This is a genomic window from Candidatus Nucleicultrix amoebiphila FS5, from assembly GCF_002117145.1.
Taxonomy (GTDB): domain Bacteria; phylum Pseudomonadota; class Alphaproteobacteria; order Caedimonadales; family Nucleicultricaceae; genus Nucleicultrix; species Nucleicultrix amoebiphila.
The window spans coordinates 957,491-980,282 of the sequence record NZ_CP008743.1 but is presented as its reverse complement, the minus strand read 5'-3'; the positions used below and the strand labels follow the sequence as shown (position 1 = coordinate 980,282).

Sequence of the window (22,792 nt, the reverse complement as noted above, 5' to 3'; positions counted from 1 at the left end):
CTTACATCACAGCTGCGCCTGTTAATGCTGTTTTTCCAGCTTTTATCACGGCGCTTTGAACATCTTTATTCGATACAACAGCCCCAGCAGTTTTCAGAATTTTCGATCCAGCGCTTTTGAGTGAGGACAGAAAGCCAGCTTCTACTGATGGGGAAGCAACTGATACGGTAAATAATACCGCTAAGGCAATGAGAACGTTCTTCATAATAATCTCCCTGAGATTGTTAATAAACACAATATGCAACAGTATTATGTTACAAATAAAAGGTTAAAAACGTGTAAACGATTCTTCTAATTGTTTAAGAGGGAGATTAGTTTTTTTAATGTTTGAACTTTTTCTTCTAGTTTTACGGGGGTCCAAGCTTTTAAATTTTCTTCAAAAGGGCGGGCATGATCGTTTTGATACAAATTTTGGTGAAAACGCTTAAATTTTGCAGAACCTCCTGGGAGTTCATAGATGTAAACAGGTTTTCCTGTGAAGCAAGCTTCTGCCGTCATAGAAATACTATCAGCAGTCACTAAAAGAGCGTCTGAATGAGCTAAAATGCCTAGATAGGGGTTATTCCCTGTATTATCCCAAAGATAGTGGGGGATATCAGTAAGGCCCCTTTGTAAAAGCTTATAACATGAAGAAGATGTTCTTCTAGAAACAGTAATTGCAAAACTTACCCCCATTTTTTTATGGAGATCCCGTAATGCTTTAACAAGTTTGTTCATAACCTTTTGATCAAGAGTATAGCAAGAATTACTTCCTCCAATGAGTACGCCCATTAAAGGGTGGGGGATATTCTTGAAAATATTTTTAAAATCCCCATGGGCATTTTTCAATTTTTCGTCTGTGAGACCGTGGAGGGCGCCGGTTATCTCAATCACATTTGAGCCCGATAAATTGTCATGTTTAGGGACAATGACCGCATCAAAAGATTGAAAGGGTAGATAAGGGTTGAGGATTTGAATGACCTTAGTTTTGCCTCGATTGAGTTTACGAATTTCTGCAGCGGGTGCGGCGGATTGTCGTCCGCCAGCAATTATAAGATCGGGCCAGGGTTTATCGAGTGAAGCACTTCTCTTAGACAAAGAACGTAACGGTAATGGCCAAAAACAAGAAGGTAAAATAGACCATGGAAACTTAGCATAAACAGGTTTTAAATGAGCCTCTACCCCCAGAGCAGTCGCTAGACCAAGGGCCTGATTGCGCGTACCGATCTTATCCCCATCATAGACAATCCAACACGTCTTTGGGGACATGGCGTCTCCTACTTAAAGATAACTTTAAGGATTTCATACCCTTTACTGCCATTAGGGGTACGTACTTCAACGCGATCACCTATATCTTTTCCAATCAGTGCTTTGGCGAGAGGAGAAGAAATAGAAAGAAGACCTTTACTAATGTCAGCCTCATCGATACCCATGATTTGATAGGTGGTTTCTTGTTCAGTATCTTCATCGTAAAGAGTAACGCTAGCACCAAATTTAACGGTTGTACCTGTAAGTTTACTAATGTCGATAACTTCAGCCCGAGCTATTTTGCTTTCTAATTCGGTAATACGTCCTTCAATAAAGCCCTGCTTTTCGCGAGCGGCGTGGTATTCGGCATTCTCAGACAGATCTCCGAGAGCGCGCGCATCAGCAATCGCTTTAATCACGGCTTGACGTTCAACTTTCTTTAAATGGCTGAGTTCTTGCTTAAGACGCTCAAATCCATCAACAGTCATGGGTAATTTTTCCATGGGCAAACTCACTTAAAATAACAACTCAAAACAAAACAAAGCCGTAGCTTATTATACCATGCAGTTATGGGATGCAATGGTAATATTACATGTAAGACATAATCAGGTCTTTTGACCTTTCAAGGGTGATTCTAATATGAGTTGAAAATAATTTATATAGAAGTCTTAGGCAAGTTGGTGTAACACATCACATAATATTGAGATAAAGAGGCCCTTTTTTCTTATGAGCGATTATAAGGACACCATATTCTTACCAAACACAGCCTTTCCTATGAAAGGAGACCTTGCTAAGCGCGAGCCAGAGTGGGTGAAGCGTTGGCAGGATATGAACCTTTACAAAAAATTAAGATCAATGAGTCAGGGGCGTGAAAAATTTGTTTTGCACGCTGGACCACCTTATGCCAATGGCCATTTTCATATAGGACACGCTTTTACGGGTATCTTTAAAGATATTGTGGTGAGAACACAGCAAATGTCAGGAAAAGATGCGCCCTTTGTCCCAGGATGGGATTGTCATGGTCTGCCTATTGAATGGAAAATCGAAGAAAAATATCAAAAGCAGAAAAAAGCTAAAGATGAAGTCCCCGTAGGTCAATTTCGTAAGGAATGCCGTGATTTTGCTCAGCATTGGATTGATGTGCAGCGAGAAGAGACGCGCCGCATGGGTATTCTCGCTGATTTAAATCATCCTTACATTACGATGGATTATTCAGCGGAAGCTTCTATCACTGGTGAGTTGTTTAAATTCCTTAAAAATGGTGGATTATATAAAGGTTATAAGCCAGTTATGTGGTCTGTTGTTGAAAAAACGGCAATGGCTGAGGCTGAAATTGAGTATCAAGACCGTCAATCTCCCTCTATATATGTACGCTTTCCGATCATAGAGACAAAGAGTGAAGCTTTCAAAGGAGTCTCTATTGTTATTTGGACGACAACTCCTTGGAGCTTGCCTGGCAACAGAGCGGTTGCTTATGGTCCAGAAGTTTCCTATGTGACGCTTGTCGTTGAAGAAATAGGGGAAGGGAGTCTTGCGAGAGTTAGTGAAAAATTCCTCTTGTCAGGTGAACTTGTAGAAGCCTTTGTGTCATCAACTAAAATTACCCGTTATAGTCTCAGTCAACCGGTTAACCCTGAAGATTTAAAAGAAATTAAAATTGCCCATCCTTTTTATGGGAAAGGCTATGACTTCCTTGTGCCTCTTTTGCCTGGTGATCATGTGACAACAGATGTTGGTACAGGCTTTGTACATACGGCTCCAAGTCATGGCTTGGAAGACTTTGAGATCGGGAAAAAATTTAATTTGGAAATACCGGAAACGGTCAAAGATGATGGATACTTTAGTGAAAAGGTGCCGATTTTTGCGGGTCACCACGTTTATAAAGTAAATCCACTGATTATTGAGACACTAAAAGAATCAGGAAATTTGGTTGCTGAAAGCGTTATTACTCATAGCTATCCACATTCATGGCGTTCTAAGGCGCCTCTTATTTATCGTGCTACACCTCAATGGTTTATTGGTTTAGAGAAAAATAAGTTAAGAGAAAAATCTTTAGAAGAAATTGAAAAGGTTTCTTGGTTCCCCTCTCAGTCCAAAAATCGTATTCGTGCTATGGTGGAACAGAGTCCAGATTGGTGTGTTTCTCGCCAAAGAGTGTGGGGGGTTCCTTTAGCGTTGTTTGTCGAGAAAAGTACCGGAAAGCCTCTTATCGATGATCAAGTGAATGAGCGTATTTTAAAAGCCTTTAAAGAAGAAGGGTGTGATATTTGGTTTGAAGCAGGCATTGAGGAAAGATTTTTGACGCCAAACTATAATCCTAAGGATTATGAGCCAGTGCGTGATATTCTAGACGTGTGGTTTGATTCAGGATCAACTTTTGGATTTGTTCTCGAAGATCGTGAAGACCTTGCGATGCCGGCTGACCTTTACTTGGAAGGATCTGACCAGCATCGTGGTTGGTTTCAAAAGTCTTTGCTCGTCGCGTGTGGAACGCGCGGAATTGCACCTTTTAAAGCTGTTGTCACTCACGGATTTGTTGTGGATGAACAAGGTCGTAAGATGTCCAAATCCTTAGGGAATGGCGTTTTTCCCATGGAAGTTGCAGATAACATGGGTGTTGAAATTTTACGATTGTGGACAGCATTTGTCGATTATCGTGATGACTTGCGCGTTGGGCCAGAGATTCTCAAACATCTTCAAGATCTTTATAGACGATTTAGAAATACATTGCGTTATCTCTTGGGCGCTCTATCTGGATACTCTGCACAAGAGAAAGTCGGTTACGAGCTGCTGCCTGATCTGGAAAAATGGGTCTTACATCGTTTGCAGGAACTAGACCAATTACATAAAAAAAGCATTGAAGCTTATGATTACCAGGGATTTTATAATCAATTGCATGCGTTTTGCGCTGTGGATCTCTCAGCCTTCTACTTTGATATTCGTAAAGATTCCCTTTATTGTGATCATCCCAATGATGACAAAAGGAAAGCAACACGCTGGGTGATGTATACACTGTTTCATCATTTGACCCATTGGCTGGCTCCGCTCTTATGTTTTACGACAGAAGAGGCGTGGCTTACCCATGACTCAAGTGAGGAAAGTATCCACTTAAGAACTTTTCCGAAAGTGTTGGACAGTTGGAAAAATGTATCTTTAAGTGAACGTTTTGAGAAACTGCGTTTGCAAAGAAAATGTTTAACAGGTGCTTTGGAAGAAGCCCGTGCTAAAGGGCTGATTGGTTCAAGCTTACAAGCGCATCTCGTGGTATATGATAAGAACAATAACCTTCTCGATGGGGTGGATTATTCTGAGTTGGGCATTGTTTCAACCATAGAGAGAAAATTAGAGGAGGCTCCTGAAGGTGCTTACACAACGACTGATACTCCCGATTTAGGGGTGATCGTTGAAGTCGCAAAAGGTGAGAAGTGTCAAAGATGTTGGAAGGTACTGCCGGAAGTAGGGCAAGGGAAAACCTTAGATCTTTGTTTGCGTTGTGATGATGTTGTGCACTCAATAAGGGGGGCTTAAATGATTGGACGCGGAAAATTTTTAAATTTTGGTTTGTTTGTGGCCGTGTTCACTTGCATCCTTGATCAGGTAAGCAAACAGCTGGTTTTAAAATTTATTAATGCAGCGGAAGTTATTCGTGTATTGCCAGTTTTTGATTTAGTTTTAGTATGGAATCGCGGCGTTAGTTTTGGCATGCTCAATTCGTTAAAGATTGATATTTCAGTTTTTTTAAGCGGCATTGCTTTTGGGGTTTCCATTGCCTTATTTATTTGGCTGTTACGTGTGAAAACGTGGACCTTATCGTTGGGGTTGGGATTAATTATTGGGGGTGCTATTGGCAATGCAGTTGATCGCATACGTTTTGGTGCAGTGACAGATTTTTTCTATTTTCATTGGCATCAGTTTTCATTTCCAGCGTTTAATGTGGCTGATATGGGTATAAGTGTTGGTGTGTTTTTTGTTTTGTTAGATAGTTTTCTTTATCCGAAAGGAGAGCGTTCATGAAAAAGGGATTGAATTTAATGCGAGTTTCAACAGCTTTAGTTGGTGTTAGTATGGCTTTAGGTCTAACAGCCTGCGATGAAACAAGAAGAGCGTTGGGGTATGAAAGAAAGCAACCGGATGCTTTTCGTGTTGTGAGTCGTGCACCTTTACATATGCCTCCTGATTATAACTTAAGACCGCCAAAACCCGGAGCTCCTAGACCTCAAGAACTGACACCGCAGCAAAAAGCTGAACAGTTGGTGTTTAAAGGAGAGAAGTCTCAAACTGGGTTAGGAAGCGAGGAAATTGTTTCAGAAGAAAAATTATCACCATCAACGGTAGGTGAAGATGCTTTTATGAATCAAATTGGCTCAGGGGAAGAGGGGATTCGCAGTGAAGTGAATCAAGAGGCAGCAAAAGAAGCCTCAGAATTATCTAATCCAATCGTCGACAACATTGCATTTCTCAAAAAGAGAAAAAAAGATCCAGGGGATGTTATAAATCCTGTTGAAGAACAAAAAAGACTGCAAGATGAGGGGGTTATGAAGCAACAAAATCCATCTGCGCAAAAAGATTCTGGGGAATAAAATAAGTGTTACGTTTGATTCTTTTTACACTTTGTTTTTTTGAAGCTGTTACAGCATGGGCTGGTCTTTTTAATCCTAAAACATTTCAGCTTGATAACGGGCTGAGCGTTGTGGTGTTAGAAAATCATCGTGCGCCAGTCGTCTCTCACATGGTTTGGTATAAGGTAGGTTCTGCGGATGATCCTGAAACATCTGTGGGACTCGCGCACTATCTTGAGCATTTAATGTTCAAAGGACCGAAAGAGACTGCCTCTGCAGAAATGGATCAAATTATGAATCGGATTGGCGGATCGTTTAATGCGTCAACATCCTATGATTTTACGAATTATTATGAAATTGTTGCTGCTGATCAGCTGGAAACAGTAATGCGCCTTGAATCAGAACGCATGGAAAAGCTGACAATTCTTGATGAGCAAGCTTTGCCAGAAAAAGATGTGGTCTTAGAAGAACGCCGCATGCGTTATGAAATGAACCCGTTTGGACGTCTTTTTGAAAGTGTTTCAGCGGTCTGGTATTGGCGACATCCCTATGGCAGACCGGCTATTGGTTTTGAAAATGACATTAAAGATTTGACGCCAGAAGCAGCCAGAGAATTTCACAAAAAATGGTATGCGCCTAATAACGCAGTGCTTATTGTTGCTGGTGCGGTGACTGTTGATGAGGTCAAAAAGCTTGCAAAAAAATATTATGGGAAAATTCCAAGCAGACCTGTGCCAGAACGAAACTGGCTCAAAGAACCATCCCATGGAGACGTTGAACAAACGATAACAGTTTACTCTAAAGACGTTGTTCAACCTTCTATGGTTTTTCTCTATCCAGCGCCAAATTTTAAAGATGACAAAGACATGGCTTATGCCATTCAAGTTTTGGATTTTCTTTTGAGTGAAGGAGCCACAAGCAAACTTTACAAGTCTTTAGTTGAAGGCAAGAAAATTGCTGCTGGAATTTCGTTTGTTTATAATATCTATAGTCGTCAATTAGGACATGTGTATCTCACGACATCACCGAATCCAGGTCATACTCTTGAGAGCCTTGAAAAAGCTGTGATTCACGAGATAGAGAAATTTCTCCATGAAGGTGTTACCAAAGAGGAAGTTGAAAAAGCAAAAGAGAGGATGCTCGCGAAGCTTGTTTATCTGAGAGATAATGCCTTGAGTGGGGCCTCTGAATTTGGCGGCGCTTTTTGTGTTGGGCAAACTATTGAAGAGATTGAAGCGTGGCCAGAACGCATTAAAGCTGTGACCACAGAACAAGTCAACAAAGCCTTAAAAACAATCTTTCTAAGTAAACAGAAATTAAAGGGGTATCTTTTACCCGAAGCCAAGAGGAACTAGAATATAAAAATGATAAAGGCGCGTTTACTTCTTATTTTTTTCAGTATCCTATGTATTTTGCATATGCCCATATCAGCGACGGCGGAGATTGCAGAACAAATAAAGATTCAAGAAGTAATCTCTCCTAAAGGGATAAAAGCGTGGCTTGTCGAAGATCATACCTTGCCCATACTAACCATGAATTTTGGATTGGAAGCTGGAAGTCGTTATGATCAAAACGGTAAAGAAGGAACGGAAAAACTTTTTTTAAGTATGCTTATAGAGGGGGCTGGTCCGTATAATACTGAACAGTTTGATGCAGTGTTGCAAGACAAGGCTATTAATCTTTCCTTTAATTCGAGCGAAGATTATTTAGTAGGGATGTTCAGAACAACGATTGAACACAAAAAAGAAGCACTGCAGGTTTTAAAGGAAGTTCTCTATCATCCTCGTTTCGGTCAAGAAGAATTTAATAAAGTTAAATCTAGATATTTGGCTCATCTGCCAAACTTAAGAAAACGTCCAGAGTTTATCGCGAATAAAGCTCTTGATAATGTGGTCTTTGGTTCTCATCCTTATCATCGAGATGAATCTGGATCTGAAACGTCCATCAAAAGAATTACTCTTGAAGACATTAAGAATTTTGGCAAACAAAATTTAACACGTGATCGCCTTATGGTGGGGGTTTGTGGAGCTATTACGGCTCGGGAATTAGCAGTGCTTTTGGATGACGTTTTTGGAGAGCTTCCAATAGAAAATCCTCATAAAGAAAAATTTCAGCCTGCTCAATTAAATATTGATGGTTCACTTCAAATCATTGAGAGTGCTCACCCTCAGAGTACGGTCGTTTTTTCTCAAAAGGGGCTTCCTATCACCGATAAAAATTTTCGTAAGGTACAAGTGCTACTCCAGATATTAGGGGATGGTTTACCTTCACGATTGCTCCAAGAAATACGCGTTAAAAGAGGATTGATTTATACTTTAAGTTTAGGTTCTCAAAATTATCAGCTAGCAGACCTTATCTCCGGACAAATGGCTTCAGATAATGCGCATGTTGCAGAGGCTATTAAAGTTTTAAAAGAAGAATGGGCGAAGATTCGTGACAAAGGCATTACGAGTCAAGAACTCGAAGATGCAAAGACTAATCTTATAGGAGGCTATCCTCTTAATTTTACGTCCTCAGGAAGCATTTCTGGGGTTTTGCAAAGCTATTTATTATATGGATTTGATAAGGACTATATTGTCCGTCGAGAAAAAGAAATTCGTTCCTTGAACTTAGAGGAAGTGAACGCCTTTGCTAAAGAGTTTTTCAAACCTGAGGGCTTAACTTTTGTTGTTGTGGGTAAGCCACAGGATCTAACACCCCTTAAGGGTCATCAATAGCTTATTCAGAGTGCTCGCGTGCTTCTGCTGCATCATGCATCCTTTTGTGAATGCGTAAAAAATAAACGCTCATGCACAGAATCGTTGCGATGAGAATAAAAATTCCAACAGGAACCATCGTGCCTGCATAAATTTTACCTGTAATCCAGACGCTAAAAGAAATGATTGTACCCCTTGTAAACCCAATGACTGCCGATGTTGCTCCAGAGTTTTTGGGAAATAACGCCATGTTTTCAGCCGTAATGGCTGCAAAAGCAAAGCCAAGGCCAGCCCCATAAAGAGAAAAACAAGCTGACAACAAAATGGGAGATGATAAACCTAAAGAGGTTGTCGCCCAAAAGGACAAACCACCTAAGGCAAAGAGGATCATACCAATCGTCGCTGTTGTGACTAAACTAAAGGCTCTGATAGCTTTCCCTGCTAGATAGCTGAAAAGGGCATTGAAGAACATAATGCCCGCTTGATAGAGGCCATAATGGCCGGGACTAATACTTAAAACGTTTACGAAATAGAATACGGCAGTGGCGATGAATCCCACGAACCCGCCAATCATTAAGGATGGGACAAAGGACATAAAATGAAAATCCTTATTGCTTATAATATCCCAGTAGACTGTCATCACCGATTTGAAGGAAAGAGTCTTTGATTCTTTAAGGGTTTCAGGCAAGTTAAAATACAATAACAGAAAAGCAATTGAGCTAATAAAGGCCAAGAACAGGAAGTTCATTTGCCAAGAATAGTGAGCAGCAATATACCCGCCAAACATGGGCGCTAAAACGAGTGAAACCGTAATCGTGGTTGTAAGATAGGCCATATAAACAGCGGCCTTTTTATGATCAAAAATCTCTGCAAAAATGGCGAATGATAGTACTGAGGCTGCAGATCCTCCCATACCTTGAAAAAACCGGGCAATAATGAGCACTTCAACGCTTGGAGCAAGAGCGCATATGAGAGACGCTGCAAAAAATATAAACTGAAAAGCAACCATAATCTTTCGCCGTCCAATCGCGTCTGAGATTGGGCCTAAGATAAGAGTAAAGAGGCTTGAGCCAGTAATACCAGCAGTTAATGTTAACTGAATCGTTTCACGCGAACAGTTAAAATAGTCGCCCATCAAAGGCATGCTTGGAACGTAAAGGTCAAAAGCAAACACTGAGACAGCCATGGCCATCATCACGATGACAGGTAACGATAAAACTCCTGAAAACATTTATATAGGCCTCTTGTTAGCTTTTCATTCCATATGGGTACTTAACATGAATGAATCAAGGAGGGGTATAACCTTGTTCATTTGTCCCCAAAATGACAATATATTAGTCCAAAATGAATCCTTCTTTATAATATAGGCTAATATGCACAATATATCTAAAAATATGGCTGATAAAATTATTTCTTTACGCAAAAGTAGAGCGATGACACAAGATTCTCTTGCTAAAGCTGCAGGATTACCGCGTTCAACGGTGACACATCTTGAATCAGGGCATGGGAATCCCTCTTTAATGAATTTAATAAAACTAGCGTCAGCCCTAAATGTAAGCGTAGAAGAGTTGGTTGCGAAAAATCGTCCTAATTGTACGCATATAAAAGCAAAAGATGTCGCATTTTTCAAGCGAGATCAAGGAGGATGCCTTGTATATAAATTACTACCCGATCCAATACAGGGGATGCAAATCGAACGTATACAATGGCAACCAAAATCTGTTTTAAAAGGAAGCCCTCATCTGTCAGGGACAAGAGAATATTTTACTTGCCTTAAGGGACAAATTACTGTGTTTGTGGAGGGTGATGAGTTTGTTATGGAAGAAGGGGATGTGTTAGCATTTCCAGGTGATAGACGCCACTCTTATCATAATACTGGACGTGGCTCAGCAATGGCATTGAGTGTTATTGTTTTAGCGAGTAAGCAAGACAAAAAAATCGTGGAATTATAAGATGAATTTATTTAGACAAGAATTAATCGGCTGCCAACCTTTAAGCAATCTTTCGAAAAAAGAAACTCTTTTATCAATTAAGAAGCTGAAAGAAGACTTTAAAAACGGTCTATATCCATTTCTATCTATTGTTGAAAAGACTGATGATCTTGAATTTTTAACAAAAATTGCAATGCCATTTCAAAAATTTAAAGATGTTGTTGTCTTAGGCACCGGTGGATCAAGTTTGGGTGGGCGTACGCTTGTTGACTTAAAACAATCTTCATTTTCAAAGCTTGTGGGTCATCCTCGATTACATTTTTTTGATAATGTCGATCCTTTAACGTTGAAAGAATTTTTTAATTATCATTCTCTCAGTCAAACAGGATTCATTATTATTTCAAAATCTGGATCAACAGCTGAAACCATAGCGCAATTTTTAGTATTACTCGATCAAGGCGAGAGTGGTTTTAATATAAAAAATCAATGTATTGTCATTACAGAACCAAAACAATCTCCCTTGCGAAAATTAGCAACGGAATTAGAGATAAAAATTCTTGATCATGATCCCCATATTGGGGGAAGATTTTCAGTCTTTTCATTGGTTGGGTTACTGCCGGCAATAATCGCAGGTGTCAAAGTGCACAAGGTTCGAGAGGGGGCAAAATCTCTTTTAAATTCTGTTTTTAATGAGGCAGAGAATGCAACTTTCTTATGTGATTTTTTTAGTGAAATTGATGAAGGTTTAAATATTTCATCTTTGGTTATGATGCCTTATTTTGATCGACTTACCACTTTAAGTTTTTGGTTTAGACAACTTTGGGCCGAAAGTTTAGGGAAGGAGGGTACGGGGTCTACGCCTATCAATGCTTTAGGGACTGTTGATCAGCATAGTCAACTACAGCTTTATTTAGAGGGGCCCAGGGATAAATTTTTTACTCTTCTTTTTATCGAATCATGCGAAGATGATTATTATTTTTCTGACACTTACCTAAAAGATCCAGATCTTAATTACCTTAAAGGTCAAAGTTTAGGAACACTATTGCACATGGAGGGAGAGGCAACTGCTCAATCTCTAGTAAATCATCAAAGACCTATTCGAAAGATTTATCTTCAGCAATATAATGAAGAAACACTTGGAGCTTTGATGATGCAGCTTATGATAGAGACACTTTTGATGGCGGAGTTATTAAAAATAGACCCTTTAAGTCAGCCTGCTGTTGAAGAAAGTAAGATTCTAACGCGTCAATACATGTTAGCAGGAAGAGAACAAGAGTGACCATTCGTTTATTACCCAAAAATCTTATTAATCAAATAGCTGCGGGTGAAGTCGTTGAAAGGCCGGCCTCTGTTGTCAAAGAACTGGTAGAAAATGCTATTGATGCTGGCGCTACAAATATTCAAATTTCTATACGTGAGGGTGGTCGAAGTTACATCGCTATCCGTGATAATGGTCATGGCATTGCTAAGGATGATTTATCTCTTGCGCTAGAACGACATGCAACGTCTAAACTGCTGGACGATGATCTTTTCAATATAGGAACTTTAGGCTTTCGAGGTGAAGCACTGCCTTCTATTGCATCTGTGAGTCGATTGAGTCTAACGAGTCGACCAAAAGGTGCTGATTCAGCATGGTCAATTACTGTTGAAGGCGGAGAAAAAGGACTACTTAAACCACAGGCTTATCCTGAAGGAACTGAAGTCGAAGTAAAAGATCTTTTTTTTGCAACACCTGCAAGATTGAAATTCATGCGTTCTATTACAACGGAAACAAATCATATTATCGATGTTGTGCAACGTCTTGCTTTGGCTCATCCGAATATTGCCTTTGAATTAAAAAACGATCAAAAAACAATCTTGAGCTTTCATAAAGACGATAATGCATTACAACGATGTGATGCAGTGATGGGAAAAGACTTTACGCCTAATGCTATGAGAATAAATCTTACGCGTGATCACGTAACCTTGAATGGATATGCAAGCGTTCCAACTTTTAATCGAGGACTCAGTGATTTACAGTTTTTGTATGTCAATAATCGACCCGTAAAAGACAAAGTTCTCAATAGCTCTATTAGAGTGGCTTATCAAGATTTCTTAGCGCGCGATCGTCATCCTTTGGTTGTTCTTTTTTTAACTGTTCCAACTAATGAAGTGGACGTGAACGTGCATCCAGCGAAAACTGAGATACGATTTCGTGAACCAAACCTTATTCGTAGTTCAATTATAGGTGCGCTGAAGCATACACTTCACGAAACAGGACATCGAACATCGTCAACGCTTGTTGATACGGCTTTGCGCGCATTTCAACCCTCTGTTCCTTATGGTAAATCACATCAGAGTTCTTTGACTTTTCCTTTACGAGAGGCAGAACATCTTCCTTATGATGCTGGTTCTTATGGAAAAGTCTTAGAGAAATTTGCTGATCAATCCTCAGATAACTCTCAGGCTCACCCTCTTGGAAGTGCGAGAGCTCAAATTCTTAAAACATATATTCTATCAGAGTCAGAAGATGGATTTATTATTGTGGATCAACACGCTGCTCATGAACGACTCGTTTATGAAAAAATGAAAATTGATTTCGCCAACAACGCCATTAAACGACAATGTTTGCTTGTTCCTGAGATTGTTGAGCTAGCAAATCATGAAAAAGAGAGACTCTTATCCCATCAAAATGAACTGCAACATTTTGGTCTTTATATCGAACCTTTTGGAGGGAATGCTATCTTAATACGAGAAGTCCCGTCTCTATTAGGTGATTTTGATATTAAAGGGTTGATTAGGGACTTGGTGGATGAGCTCAAACTCCATGGACAAGCTCTCAGTCTAAAAGAAAAGATGCAGGAAATTTTAGGAACTTTCGCTTGCCATAGTAGTATTCGTGCAGGAAGACAATTGAATATTGTTGAAATGAATGCTCTTTTACGTCAAATGGAGAATACGCCCCATTCAGGACAATGCAATCATGGCAGACCAACATATGTTAAGCTATTAAAGTCAGATATTGAGAAATTATTTGGGCGGCGTTAAAAAAACCCAACCGGTTAAAGTTGGGTTTTTTATCTTAATCTGAGTATTTCTCGGATTACTTTTTCTTAGCGACAGTCTTTTTAGCTGCAGGCTTTTTGGCAGCTGTCTTCTTTACAGTCTTTTTAGCTGCAGGCTTTTTAGCAGTGGTTTTTTTAGCAGTAGTCTTTTTGACCGCTGTTTTTTTAGCTGCAGGTTTTTTAGCGGTAGTCTTTTTAGCGGTAGTCTTTTTAGCTGTAGTTTTTTTAGCTGTAGTTTTTGCTTTTGCTATCATTGTAGTACTCTCACTCTTAGTTTTAGTTACAGAACCAACTCCTGCGCCAAATTTTTCTTTGAGCATTTGCTCGAAGAAAAGAATTTTGGCTCCAAATACCAGGAGCATTAACAGGCCAATAATCTTGGCCAATATACCGCCATTCCAAATCATGACGATACCAACTAATAATAAGGCAACAGCAACAATCATCATGATGATTAAAGTATTAACATCTTGACCCGACGCCATTGACTTAATTTTATATGTGTAATTTAATTTTTCGTGGGACTCGTTTAATGAATCAGTAAATTGAACAGATTGATAATAGTACCAACCGATCATACCAAGGACACCTAAAAATAATAAACTAACATTCACCAAGCCTACAATGATTCCACCCCCAATGAGACCAATGTAGAATTTTTGTAGAAAATTTCGGATTTCAGTTTCTTTAGCAGAAGACGGTAAAGTGTATCCGTTGCCAAAACTTAACCAAGGATAGAATACTTTTCCGCCAGATTTATCTTTAGTGAAAAATACACCCAGTAACCAATCAAGATATTCTAAAGGTTTTTTCATAGTTCCTGCCCTAGATTTCTACTTTATATTTTTTACTTATAAAATTATTTTAACTTAAAATTTCAAATTTTCTACCCCTCATGCAATAGACAACATGCTTGAGTGCTAAAAAATCTATGAAAAATGCTGATGAACGACTACTTTTGCAATTTATTTTCTTTGAGGAATTTTGTTGCAACTTCTTGAATTGTGCGGCCTTTCACATCTACCTCCGCATTCAAGTGTTGCATAGAGGTCGCAGGGAGAATGTTTTTGAGTTGTTGCAAAATCTGAAATAGCTCTGGATGTTTTTCAAGCGTCTGCTGTCGAATAACGGGTGATGCTAAATAGGATGGATAAAAATTCTTATCATCTTCGAGAACACGTAAGTTATTTCCAACGAGTCTCCCATCAGTTGTAAAGGCAGCGATGACATCGGTCTCTTTATGTTTAATAGCCTCGTACATTAAGATTGGATCCATCTGCGACACTTTTGCAAAGTGGAGATGATATGCTTTAATAAGACCAGGATAAGCATCTGGTCGACGAATAAATTCAGGAGGAGCAGAAATTTTGAGCGCGCCTTGAAAATTTTTTAAGTCACTAATTTTTTTGATGTTATTTTGTTGTGCAAAATCTTCTCGAATTGCAAGAGACTGTGAGTTGGAAAACCCTAATGGTTCAAGCCAAATAAAATTAAAATTATTTTTGTAAGCCTCTTTTACAAAGTGTAAGAGCGCCTGCTCCTCTAATTTTTTCGTTTCATTGAGAACAGTTAGATAAGCAGTACCAGAATATTCTACATAAAGATCAACATCACCTTTCAGCATAGCCTGATGAACAATTTCTGTGGTTCCTAAATTAAACTGACGCCGAACAGTTAAATTTGTATTGTCTGAAATAAATTGTGCAAGAATCTCTCCGAGAATTAATTGCTCAGTAAAGTTTTTTGTGGCGATGGTGATATTATTTTCAGTCTGTGCTATCCGATTTTGCCAAAAACTCACAAGACCTAATCCTATCATAACAATAATTACGCCTAATAAATACCGTGTGCGTGAATTATTATTTTCCATTCGTGCAATGACTTGATCACTTCCGAGGGCTAACAGTGCTGCCGGTAAGGCGCCCAAAAGGATTAATTTTTGATCATTTAAGGCGAGACCTTGCGTAATAAAATCTCCAAGACCTCCGGCACCAATGAACGCTGCAATGGTTACAATGCCAATGGTCATTGAGGCAGCAACACGAATACCTGCAATTATAATGGGCATAGCGAGAGGCAGTTCGATAATCCACAGGCGTTGAGCTTGCGTGAATCCTAATCCGTCTGCTGTTTCAGTCATAGCAGGTGAAACGTTCTGAAGCCCAGTGTAGGTGTTTCTTATAATGGGTAAAACTGCATAAAGAGTTAGAACCACTAAAGTTGGTTTAAGACCAATCCCAAGTATGGGAATAAGAAGCGCAAGCATAGCCAAGCTGGGAATTGTTTGAAATATATTCGCAAAGGCCAAGGTAGGCCCCTTTAATTTTGGATAGCGGTGGATCAGGATGCCAAAAGGTAAAGCTAAAGATATTGCTAAAATAAGAGTAAAGCCTGAAATATAAATATGCTCCCAGGTCTTTAAAATCAATGTGGGGGTTTGAGATATCATAAATAAGAAAAATTCACTCATCATTGGCTCAGGTCCAAGCTAGAGTGAACGAGACGTTCCACAAAGGGTGTTTTTGGGGTTTTAATGAGGTCTTCTTTTGTTCCGATTTGTTGAAGGTGACCTTCATGGAGAACGGCAATACGATCTCCAAGTTTTAAGGCTTCTTGAATATCATGGGTAACAAATACAATTGTTTTTTTAATTTTTGCCTTCAACTGAAGAAGTTCATCTTGTAGAGCCTGACGGTTAATAGCATCTAAGGATGCAAAAGGCTCGTCCATCAATAGACATTTTGGATCAGTTGCTAAGGCTCTTGCAACACCAACTCTTTGCTCCTGTCCTCCTGAGAGTTCGGCAGGAAATCTCTTTGCATAGGATGCTGGATCCAGATCAATTAATCGTAAAAGCTCATGAGCACGCGCTCGTCTTTCTTTAAGAGGCACGCCTTTGAGTCTTAAAACGATCGCAATGTTATCTTCAATAGACATATGGGGGAATAGATTTGCTTTTTGTAAAACATAACCAATAGAACGGCGCAACTTAACGATAGGGTATTCTACAATATTGCGTTGTTTGAAAAAAATAGATCCTGATGTTGGTTCTATAAGACGTAGAATCATTTTGAGTAAAGTTGTTTTCCCAGATCCTGATGATCCTAATAAGACAAGGGTTTCACCTCCTCTTATTTCTAAGGAGAGATCCTTCACAACAAAGGTGTTGCCGGCATCATAAGACTTTGAGACGTTTCTAAATTGAATCATGTCATTTCTTTATGAACATGTTTTTTCATAATGTTAACGAAAAAAAAGACAAATGACCACAATGTTGCTAGATATTTAGAGTTTAGTAAGCTTTTTTAGCGAAAGTAAAAAACAAAGCTCTAGGGAACTCAAAATAATAAGGGATATATAGATCATGAAAACGCCAAAGATAACATTGATTCCAGGAGATGGAATTGGCCCTGAAGTAACAAGCGCTACTTGCAAAATCATTGAAGCAGCTGGCGTAAAAGTTGAATGGGAAGTATGTGAAGCAGGCGCTGCTGTCTTTAAAAAGGGTTTACCGAGCGGTGTTCCCACAGAAACGATTGAATCGATTAAACGAAATCGTATTGCCCTTAAGGGTCCCTTAGAAACACCCGTAGGTTATGGAGAAAAGAGTGCCAACGTAACTTTGAGAAAGCTGTTTGAAACTTTTGCTAACATCCGACCTATCCGAGAATTTCCTGGTGTGAAGAGTCCTTACGCAGGTCGCAAGATAGATTTTGTAATTGTACGCGAAAATGTCGAGGATCTTTATGCCGGCATTGAATACATGCAAACACCTGGTACGGCACAAACCCTTAAAATTATCACCAAAAAGGGATGTGAAAAAATCGTGCGTCTTGCTTTTGAATATGCGCGATCTGAAGGACGCAAGAGTGTGCATTGTGCGACAAAAGCCAATATCATGAAATTTTCAGAAGGAACACTCAAACGTACCTTTGAAGAAATAGCGCCTGAATATCCTGAAATTAATGCGCAGCATATTATTGTCGACAACTGTGCTCATCAATTAGTTCGCTTTCCTGAAAAATTCGAAACAATCGTTACGACAAATATGAATGGAGATATTTTGAGTGATCTTGGCTCTGGTCTCATTGGAGGTTTAGGATTTGCGCCTGGTGCAAATATTGGTAATGACATTGCTATCTTTGAAGCAGTTCATGGATCGGCTCCTAAATATGCGGGTAAAAATACAATCAATCCTACGGCTGTGATACTTTCAGGAGTCATGATGTTACGTTATCTTGATCTGCAAGATATTGCTGATAAAGTTGAACAAGCAGTGCTTGTTACCCTTAAAGAGGGGAAAGTACTGACAAGGGACATTATTGGTGATGAAAAAGCGGCAACAACAAGTCAATTCACCGATGAAATTATTAAAAATCTTGGTCGAACAATAGATTGGTGGCCTAAAAGACAATACAAAAAATTGCAAGTGCCAAAAATCTCAAGCGCCCCTGATTATACAAAAGCAAAATCTCGTCAAGTCGTTGGTGTCGATGTATTTGTTGAATCCCCCATGGATAGCGAAAGTTTGGGAAAGAATTTGGAGCTGCTGTCTGAAGGAACGCCTTTTAAATTAAAGATGATCTCTAATCGTGGCGTTGTGGTTTATCCATCCTCCGGCGTTTCTCCTGATGTTGTTGATCATTGGCGCTGTCGTTTTATGCTAAAAGAAGAGACTGCAAATTTGAATGATGACCTGTTATTGCCCCTTCTGAAGAAAATTGGGGATCAACATACTTGGGCTCACTTAGAGAAACTTAACGTCTTTGACGGTAAAAACGGCTTCAGCAGGGACCAAGGGGAAAATTAGAAGCCCGGTACCATAGAGAAATCGTTCTGAGCAATGGGGAAAAGGTGATAGTCACTTCTTCGTTGAAGGATATCTAAATCTAAAGTTTCAGAACCAATCAGAACGCCAAGACTAAGTGCAAGGTGTGGAATTGCTATGGCTTCAGCTAATTGATGAGAGAAAGCAAAATCTACGAGTGTACAGGTCTCCCACCCTTTTTTGGTAAGAGTGTAGGAACAAGTATAAAGTTTGCTAAAGAGCTTTTGCTCTAACTGCAAAAAATCTTTAAACCCTTCTTGGGAAATAAAAAATTTTCCAGTGAATCTTTCATAAAGATCGATTTTTTCTTTTTTGACTAAGTCATAGTCGACAGCACGCGCATTAAAAGTGCCGATAATTCTCATCAGAAGTGTCTGCTCATCTGTCGTTAACATGACAGCCGCGGCATCTTTTATAATCTGAAAATAGGTTTTCTCTTCAAAAAATGGAGAGAAATCATGTAAGTGTTTAACATGTAAATGATGGACCTCTTTTCGGGCCGTGATGATCAACTTTTCCTCATCTACAAAAGAAGCGTGCATCGTTGAGACATCAAGCACAACCAGGATCAGAGCGCACCAAACAATAAATTTTATAGGCATACGATTTCCTTGTTTCATAGAGTATGCTTCAAAAGATAATTTTTGTCATCCAATGAACGAGAGGCATTAATTACAGCTGAATACAGTTTATTCTATCAAAGGAACAGGGTCGTTGCTTTGAGAAGTTCTAGATGTTTTGATAATGCCAAGTCTCTTCATCTGTTTGGCTAAATCTTTACGAGGAGAGGCGCCATTTGGTCTTGGCGAATAGCCATGATTCTTGTTTTTCATGTCATCATAATTCAAGGCAACCTCTCCCTGATTTTTTGCTGCTTCGAGTCTTAGTTTGACATCTTTAATAAGTATTGTGTGTTGACCTCCTTCTTTTTCTCTCTGAGCTGCACTTGCATTTAAAGGTTGGTTGGTGATTAAAAATATAAGGGTATATAATATAATGTATTTTTTGATCATGAATATCTCCAATTTGTATTATTATTTTTTGATAGTATTTAAAAATATATTCCATTTAGTTAATAGATAAATTAATAATTATTTTATTTTTTATAATAAATATTCATTTTTAATGAAATTAATACTTTTGATAGGAATTTTTAATCATTTCTTTTGCGGTTGTTTAGCGAGATCAATCCATAAAGGATCGTGGGGATAGTGTCCTAAAAGAATATCTGGCAGGTAATCTGGAAGGACAATTGGATAAATAATGTCCGAGGAATTTTTGATATCCTCAAGGGAAAACCATGAGAGGGCTTTGATAACCTTTTTTTCAGAGTCTGTCAGGTGGGCCAGAGAGAACTTCGTTTCCGATGTGTGAGCGACAACAAAAGTTTGATGAAGATGGGTCAACTGGCCATTTAAAGAAAGATCAAATTCACCATACCAGACGACTGGTCCTAGGGTGATCCAGTCCTTTTTAAGACCTGTTTCCTCAAAAATTTCTCTTAAGGCAGCCTCCTCGATTGATTCAGACGATTCAATCTCTCCACCAATTGGAAACCAATAACGACCGTGGTACTGACCATCAACAGTTGTTGTTTGAGGGTCATCGGCACACATAAGCAGCAATTGTTGCATATCGTTCAATAATAAAATTTTAACGCTTTTTCTTAAAAAAACCGGCTCCATGTGCTCCCTGCACTCTTTAATAAAAACTAAATGAATCGTTTCATTATTGGTGTGTTTATAGAAAATGAAGGACTCCTTTTCAAGGAAAAGCGAGCGATGAGTTCTATAATTATTCCCTAAGAGGATTATTAAAATATTCAAGAGTGCATGAACGAAAACGTCTTACATAAAATTGTTCGTAACAGATTTTGTCAAATCTGCTAAAAGAGAAGAAAAATAAAACTCTCGATGGGGAAACAGATATGTTGCGGTGCATTAGTTTTTTTATAGTCGTTTTTTTCTTGAATCTCTCTGATCTGGTTGCTTCTCATCTTTTTCTCGAAACCTGCCTTCTTCCATCCATAAAAAGAGTTTCTTCACGCGCTTTTGCCACACAATCGAGCACTCGATGGACTAAGCCACCATTCCAATGGTCAGAGCAAGAGAGAATAAAAATACAAACATTTGCTCAGAGTCGTCATGATGTGCCACTCCCCACCTCGGTGCGTATTATTGAGGTAGGACCTAGGGATGGTTTGCAAAATGAGGAGAAAGTTATAGAGCCCGAAGGAATTCATAAACTGATCACTCTTCTTGAAGAAACAGGTCTTCAGGTGATTGAATCGGGTGCTTTTGTTTCAAAAAAACGTGTGCCAGCAATGGCCGGCACAGCCGATGTTTTGCGATTGCATCAGCCTAAAGTAGGAGTTTCGTATCCCGTGTTGATTCCCAGTATGGAAGCGCTTGAAGAAGCAGCAGCATTAGGTGTGCGAGACGTGGCAATTTTTACATCACCATCTGACGGATTTAATCTGCGCAATATTCATAAGACGACCCGTCAAAGTCTTGAGGTCATTCATCCTATCATTCGGCGGGCCAAAGAAAATAAATTTAATGTCCGTGGCTATGTTTCTTGTGTTCTGGGATGTCCTGTTGAAGGATATATGGAACCAAGTCGGGTGGGAAGAATAAGTGCAGAGCTTTTAGATATGGGGTGTGATGAAATTTCTTTAGGCGATACTATTGGAGCTGGTACACCGGACACGACAGAAGATCTCTTATGTTGTCTTTTTAATGAAATGAAATTAGAACCTAAAAAATTTGCGGGTCATTTTCATGATACCGGTAATAGGGCCTTAGAGAATATTCTTGTATCGCTTGGATATGGCATAACCACAATCGATAGTAGTGTGGCAGGTATTGGAGGGTGCCCTTTCGCTAAAGGGATCCATGAAATTCAAGGAGCGAAAACAAAAAAGCGTGCCGTAGGAAATGTAGCTACTGAAAAAGTGGTTTGGATGCTCAACAGAATGAATATAGAAACTGGCGTAGATGTGGATGCTTTAATGCATGCGCGAAACTATATACTGACAAAGCTCAACTAAAGTTCCGCGCATTATTTTCGTAAGGCCCTATTAATCTTTTTTGGGATTCTCAAATTTTCTATATTCTAGGTAAAGCCTTCCACCTAAATAAAGAAGGCATGCACCTCCGACAACATAACTACCAGAGGCCAGAGCCGTGAATTGGGAAATTTCTGCTAAATTTGCTGTAATGTCAGCGAGAGTATGACCATAGAGAGCATATCTATCCATCTTTTTAGGAAATTTTTGTTCATTATTTCCATTCTCATCCTTGAGCCAACTCTTTTGGATCGCCTTTGCTAAAAAAACATAACGAGGAATATTTAATAGGTCTGCCCAAGGAGATCCTGTAGAGTTTTTAACAGCAGCGTAAACAAAATCTGAGGCAAAGTGACTTAGAATCCAAAACTGAGTTGGTCGCTTCATACCGCTATCGACAACAATTTCTTTAAAATGACGCTGTGCTTTTGCGCCCACGCTTTCGGATTGCAAATCGTCTTTTGATGCATGCGTTGGGAAAGAGAACAATAAAATAAAACAGGTTAATAAAATGCGATGGACATTCATTCCTCGTCTCCTATGTTTTTTTGTTCGTCAATACTAGAAGGCAAGAGTTAAGGATTGGTGAAGAAAAGTTAATGCGATAAAAAGTGTATTTTTATATTAAAATCATTATGTTGAATATTAAAATAAACAATTATTAAAGTAATATTAACCTTATAAAGGTAACAATAAAATAATAAAAGATTTCTATTTTTATTGGAGGGTGTCATGTCATATTCAAAAGGCTTGTATTATGGGGTTGGAATTTCAATTCTTTTGCTTTCAGCGTCTCTCAATTCTAACACATGCTATGCTCTTAGTGATCAGTCGACGTCAATGCCTACAAATGTAAAGAATTTGGAGGAAGCTCAGAGCGTCATGGCAAGTTGGAAGGATGAACAAGCAAAAACAACAGTGCTTCTGGACCACTATAAAAATGTAATTGTAAGTTATGAGAAACAGCGTGTTTCATTAGGCAAACTCAAAACCAAGCTCTCGAGTATGGGGACTCTGCCCTTAGAAGCACAAGAAACAATTCTCAAGATGCATGAAGACTTTTTAGATCTTAAAACCGAAGGAAAATCCACCGAAGAAAGATTGAAGGCTACTCTAGATAACCTCGATACCAAATTGCATGAAGTTGATGAAACATTGCAAAGCTATCAAGCCAAAACAAAAGACGTAGAAGGTAAGCTCGATCTCTTAAATAAGAAAATTGAAAAAGGTCAGACCGTGATTGATAGAATGAAAAATTTTCAAGAACGCATGAGACGGTTTGAACCTGTTGATAAGACAAGTACCGAAACAGGGACTAAAACAGAACAAAGTAAAGGAAAAGTGAGCGAGTTGATTAAAAAGTTTGAAAAATAAAAGCTTATGTTGGATTCGTTCTCCTAAGTTTTCTCGGAACGGGGATTTAAAAGCCCTGCACGAAAA

The 22,792-nt window shown here is 39.0% G+C and carries 22 protein-coding genes; 11 read left to right on the top strand and 11 right to left on the bottom strand.

What is annotated here, in order from left to right; translation table 11 throughout:
• Nucleotide 1 precedes the first annotated feature (1 nt).
• The 3 genes from GQ61_RS04745 to greA all read right to left on the bottom strand — a co-directional run bounded on the left by GQ61_RS04745 (nt 2) and on the right by greA (nt 1,730).
• Nucleotides 2-205: a hypothetical protein gene (locus GQ61_RS04745; RefSeq protein ID WP_085784214.1), complete on the bottom strand. Its 204-nt coding sequence runs from the start codon at nt 203-205 to the stop codon at nt 2-4.
• A gap of 86 nt (nt 206-291) precedes the next feature.
• Entirely contained in the window at nt 292-1,248 is a 957-nt protein-coding gene (locus tag GQ61_RS04740) for a mitochondrial fission ELM1 family protein (protein WP_085784213.1), read from the bottom strand.
• A gap of 8 nt (nt 1,249-1,256) precedes the next feature.
• Entirely contained in the window at nt 1,257-1,730 is a 474-nt protein-coding gene (greA, locus tag GQ61_RS04735; protein ID WP_085784212.1) for a transcription elongation factor GreA, read from the bottom strand.
• 223 nt (nt 1,731-1,953) lie between these two features.
• On the opposite strand from greA, the gene ileS reads away from it, so the two are divergent.
• From ileS to GQ61_RS04710, 5 genes are read left to right on the top strand one after another with little or no spacing between them, the layout of a single operon-like run.
• On the top strand, nt 1,954-4,755 hold the full coding sequence (ileS, locus tag GQ61_RS04730) for an isoleucine--tRNA ligase (RefSeq protein ID WP_085784211.1): 2,802 nt from the start codon (nt 1,954-1,956) through the stop codon (nt 4,753-4,755).
• Nucleotides 4,756-5,241, top strand: coding sequence for a signal peptidase II (gene lspA, locus GQ61_RS04725; RefSeq protein WP_085784210.1), 486 nt, complete (start codon nt 4,756-4,758; stop codon nt 5,239-5,241).
• Nucleotides 5,238-5,807, top strand: a complete 570-nt coding sequence (locus tag GQ61_RS04720) for a DUF3035 domain-containing protein (RefSeq protein ID WP_085784209.1) — start codon at nt 5,238-5,240, stop codon at nt 5,805-5,807. Before lspA ends, GQ61_RS04720 begins: the two co-directional genes overlap by 4 nt.
• A 5-nt stretch (nt 5,808-5,812) precedes the next feature.
• Entirely contained in the window at nt 5,813-7,141 is a 1,329-nt protein-coding gene (locus GQ61_RS04715) for a M16 family metallopeptidase (RefSeq protein WP_085784208.1), read from the top strand.
• A gap of 9 nt (nt 7,142-7,150) precedes the next feature.
• Entirely contained in the window at nt 7,151-8,503 is a 1,353-nt protein-coding gene (locus GQ61_RS04710) for a M16 family metallopeptidase (RefSeq protein WP_085784207.1), read from the top strand.
• Nucleotide 8,504: 1 nt separating this feature from the next.
• On the opposite strand, the gene GQ61_RS04705 is transcribed toward GQ61_RS04710, so the two are convergent.
• Nucleotides 8,505-9,713 carry a multidrug effflux MFS transporter gene (locus GQ61_RS04705; RefSeq protein ID WP_085784206.1) on the bottom strand — a complete coding sequence of 403 codons (1,209 nt, stop codon included), beginning with the start codon at nt 9,711-9,713 and terminating at the stop codon, nt 8,505-8,507.
• Between the two features lie 142 nt (nt 9,714-9,855).
• Here GQ61_RS04705 and GQ61_RS04700 point away from each other — a divergent pair, with 142 nt between their 5' ends.
• The 3 genes from GQ61_RS04700 to mutL are packed head-to-tail and all read left to right on the top strand — an operon-like array spanning nt 9,856 to nt 13,440.
• On the top strand, nt 9,856-10,434 hold the full coding sequence (locus GQ61_RS04700; protein WP_085784205.1) for a helix-turn-helix domain-containing protein: 579 nt from the start codon (nt 9,856-9,858) through the stop codon (nt 10,432-10,434).
• A gap of 1 nt (nt 10,435) precedes the next feature.
• Entirely contained in the window at nt 10,436-11,692 is a 1,257-nt protein-coding gene (locus GQ61_RS04695) for a phosphoglucose isomerase-related protein (RefSeq protein WP_085784204.1), read from the top strand.
• The gene (gene mutL / locus GQ61_RS04690) at nt 11,689-13,440 is read left to right on the top strand and encodes a DNA mismatch repair endonuclease MutL (protein WP_085784203.1); all 1,752 of its coding nucleotides are present in this window, start codon (nt 11,689-11,691) and stop codon (nt 13,438-13,440) included. Before GQ61_RS04695 ends, mutL begins: the two co-directional genes overlap by 4 nt.
• 55 nt (nt 13,441-13,495) lie before the next feature.
• Here mutL and GQ61_RS09250 read toward each other — a convergent pair whose 3' ends face one another.
• The 3 genes from GQ61_RS09250 to GQ61_RS04675 all read right to left on the bottom strand — a co-directional run bounded on the left by GQ61_RS09250 (nt 13,496) and on the right by GQ61_RS04675 (nt 16,667).
• On the bottom strand, nt 13,496-14,272 hold the full coding sequence (locus tag GQ61_RS09250) for a hypothetical protein (protein ID WP_198157269.1): 777 nt from the start codon (nt 14,270-14,272) through the stop codon (nt 13,496-13,498).
• A 137-nt stretch (nt 14,273-14,409) separates the two neighbouring features.
• On the bottom strand, nt 14,410-15,930 hold the full coding sequence (locus tag GQ61_RS04680) for a glycine betaine ABC transporter substrate-binding protein (RefSeq protein WP_085784202.1): 1,521 nt from the start codon (nt 15,928-15,930) through the stop codon (nt 14,410-14,412).
• Nucleotides 15,927-16,667 (bottom strand): ABC transporter ATP-binding protein, encoded by a 741-nt coding sequence (locus GQ61_RS04675; protein WP_085784201.1) that lies wholly within the window; start codon nt 16,665-16,667, stop codon nt 15,927-15,929. The genes GQ61_RS04680 and GQ61_RS04675 overlap by 4 nt, the downstream gene beginning before the upstream one ends.
• Before the next feature lie 154 nt (nt 16,668-16,821).
• Between GQ61_RS04675 and GQ61_RS04670 the strand changes: the two genes are divergently transcribed.
• On the top strand, nt 16,822-18,267 hold the full coding sequence (locus tag GQ61_RS04670) for an NADP-dependent isocitrate dehydrogenase (protein ID WP_085784200.1): 1,446 nt from the start codon (nt 16,822-16,824) through the stop codon (nt 18,265-18,267).
• On the opposite strand, the gene GQ61_RS04665 is transcribed toward GQ61_RS04670, so the two are convergent.
• The 3 genes from GQ61_RS04665 to GQ61_RS04655 form a co-directional block, all read right to left on the bottom strand.
• Complete coding sequence (locus GQ61_RS04665) at nt 18,264-18,887, bottom strand: hypothetical protein (protein ID WP_085784199.1); 624 nt, start codon at nt 18,885-18,887, stop codon at nt 18,264-18,266. The genes GQ61_RS04670 and GQ61_RS04665 overlap by 4 nt on opposite strands.
• 87 nt (nt 18,888-18,974) lie before the next feature.
• On the bottom strand, nt 18,975-19,298 hold the full coding sequence (locus GQ61_RS04660; protein ID WP_085784198.1) for a hypothetical protein: 324 nt from the start codon (nt 19,296-19,298) through the stop codon (nt 18,975-18,977).
• 144 nt (nt 19,299-19,442) lie between these two features.
• The gene (locus GQ61_RS04655; RefSeq protein WP_085784197.1) at nt 19,443-19,970 is read right to left on the bottom strand and encodes an NUDIX domain-containing protein; all 528 of its coding nucleotides are present in this window, start codon (nt 19,968-19,970) and stop codon (nt 19,443-19,445) included.
• 242 nt (nt 19,971-20,212) lie between these two features.
• On the opposite strand from GQ61_RS04655, the gene GQ61_RS04650 reads away from it, so the two are divergent.
• Nucleotides 20,213-21,334: a hydroxymethylglutaryl-CoA lyase gene (locus tag GQ61_RS04650; RefSeq protein ID WP_198157268.1), complete on the top strand. Its 1,122-nt coding sequence runs from the start codon at nt 20,213-20,215 to the stop codon at nt 21,332-21,334.
• A 30-nt stretch (nt 21,335-21,364) separates the two neighbouring features.
• Here the strand turns inward: GQ61_RS04650 and GQ61_RS04645 are convergent, their stop codons facing one another.
• Nucleotides 21,365-21,880 (bottom strand): hypothetical protein, encoded by a 516-nt coding sequence (locus GQ61_RS04645; protein ID WP_085784196.1) that lies wholly within the window; start codon nt 21,878-21,880, stop codon nt 21,365-21,367.
• A 204-nt stretch (nt 21,881-22,084) separates the two neighbouring features.
• Between GQ61_RS04645 and GQ61_RS04640 the strand changes: the two genes are divergently transcribed.
• Nucleotides 22,085-22,726 carry a coiled-coil domain-containing protein gene (locus GQ61_RS04640; protein WP_085784195.1) on the top strand — a complete coding sequence of 214 codons (642 nt, stop codon included), beginning with the start codon at nt 22,085-22,087 and terminating at the stop codon, nt 22,724-22,726.
• Nucleotides 22,727-22,792 lie beyond the last annotated feature (66 nt).

What these genes read in the sequence shown, in the direction of transcription:
- GQ61_RS04665 (WP_085784199.1), bottom strand. Translation starts at nt 18,887, where the DNA reads ATGCCTATAAAATTTATTGTTTGGTGCGCTCTGATCCTGGTTGTGCTT.
- GQ61_RS04650 (WP_198157268.1), top strand. Translation starts at nt 20,213, where the DNA reads ATGTTGCGGTGCATTAGTTTTTTTATAGTCGTTTTTTTCTTGAATCTC.
- GQ61_RS04700 (WP_085784205.1), top strand. Translation starts at nt 9,856, where the DNA reads ATGCACAATATATCTAAAAATATGGCTGATAAAATTATTTCTTTACGC.
- GQ61_RS04710 (WP_085784207.1), top strand. Translation starts at nt 7,151, where the DNA reads ATGATAAAGGCGCGTTTACTTCTTATTTTTTTCAGTATCCTATGTATT.
- GQ61_RS04695 (WP_085784204.1), top strand. Translation starts at nt 10,436, where the DNA reads ATGAATTTATTTAGACAAGAATTAATCGGCTGCCAACCTTTAAGCAAT.
- GQ61_RS04745 (WP_085784214.1), bottom strand. Translation starts at nt 205, where the DNA reads ATGAAGAACGTTCTCATTGCCTTAGCGGTATTATTTACCGTATCAGTT.
- ileS (WP_085784211.1), top strand. Translation starts at nt 1,954, where the DNA reads ATGAGCGATTATAAGGACACCATATTCTTACCAAACACAGCCTTTCCT.
- GQ61_RS04675 (WP_085784201.1), bottom strand. Translation starts at nt 16,667, where the DNA reads ATGATTCAATTTAGAAACGTCTCAAAGTCTTATGATGCCGGCAACACC.
- GQ61_RS04655 (WP_085784197.1), bottom strand. Translation starts at nt 19,970, where the DNA reads ATGGAGCCGGTTTTTTTAAGAAAAAGCGTTAAAATTTTATTATTGAAC.
- GQ61_RS04680 (WP_085784202.1), bottom strand. Translation starts at nt 15,930, where the DNA reads ATGATGAGTGAATTTTTCTTATTTATGATATCTCAAACCCCCACATTG.
- GQ61_RS04670 (WP_085784200.1), top strand. Translation starts at nt 16,822, where the DNA reads ATGAAAACGCCAAAGATAACATTGATTCCAGGAGATGGAATTGGCCCT.
- GQ61_RS04740 (WP_085784213.1), bottom strand. Translation starts at nt 1,248, where the DNA reads ATGTCCCCAAAGACGTGTTGGATTGTCTATGATGGGGATAAGATCGGT.
- GQ61_RS04705 (WP_085784206.1), bottom strand. Translation starts at nt 9,713, where the DNA reads ATGTTTTCAGGAGTTTTATCGTTACCTGTCATCGTGATGATGGCCATG.
- GQ61_RS09250 (WP_198157269.1), bottom strand. Translation starts at nt 14,272, where the DNA reads ATGAAAAAACCTTTAGAATATCTTGATTGGTTACTGGGTGTATTTTTC.
- GQ61_RS04660 (WP_085784198.1), bottom strand. Translation starts at nt 19,298, where the DNA reads ATGATCAAAAAATACATTATATTATATACCCTTATATTTTTAATCACC.
- GQ61_RS04640 (WP_085784195.1), top strand. Translation starts at nt 22,085, where the DNA reads ATGTCATATTCAAAAGGCTTGTATTATGGGGTTGGAATTTCAATTCTT.
- greA (WP_085784212.1), bottom strand. Translation starts at nt 1,730, where the DNA reads ATGGAAAAATTACCCATGACTGTTGATGGATTTGAGCGTCTTAAGCAA.
- GQ61_RS04720 (WP_085784209.1), top strand. Translation starts at nt 5,238, where the DNA reads ATGAAAAAGGGATTGAATTTAATGCGAGTTTCAACAGCTTTAGTTGGT.
- GQ61_RS04645 (WP_085784196.1), bottom strand. Translation starts at nt 21,880, where the DNA reads ATGAATGTCCATCGCATTTTATTAACCTGTTTTATTTTATTGTTCTCT.
- lspA (WP_085784210.1), top strand. Translation starts at nt 4,756, where the DNA reads ATGATTGGACGCGGAAAATTTTTAAATTTTGGTTTGTTTGTGGCCGTG.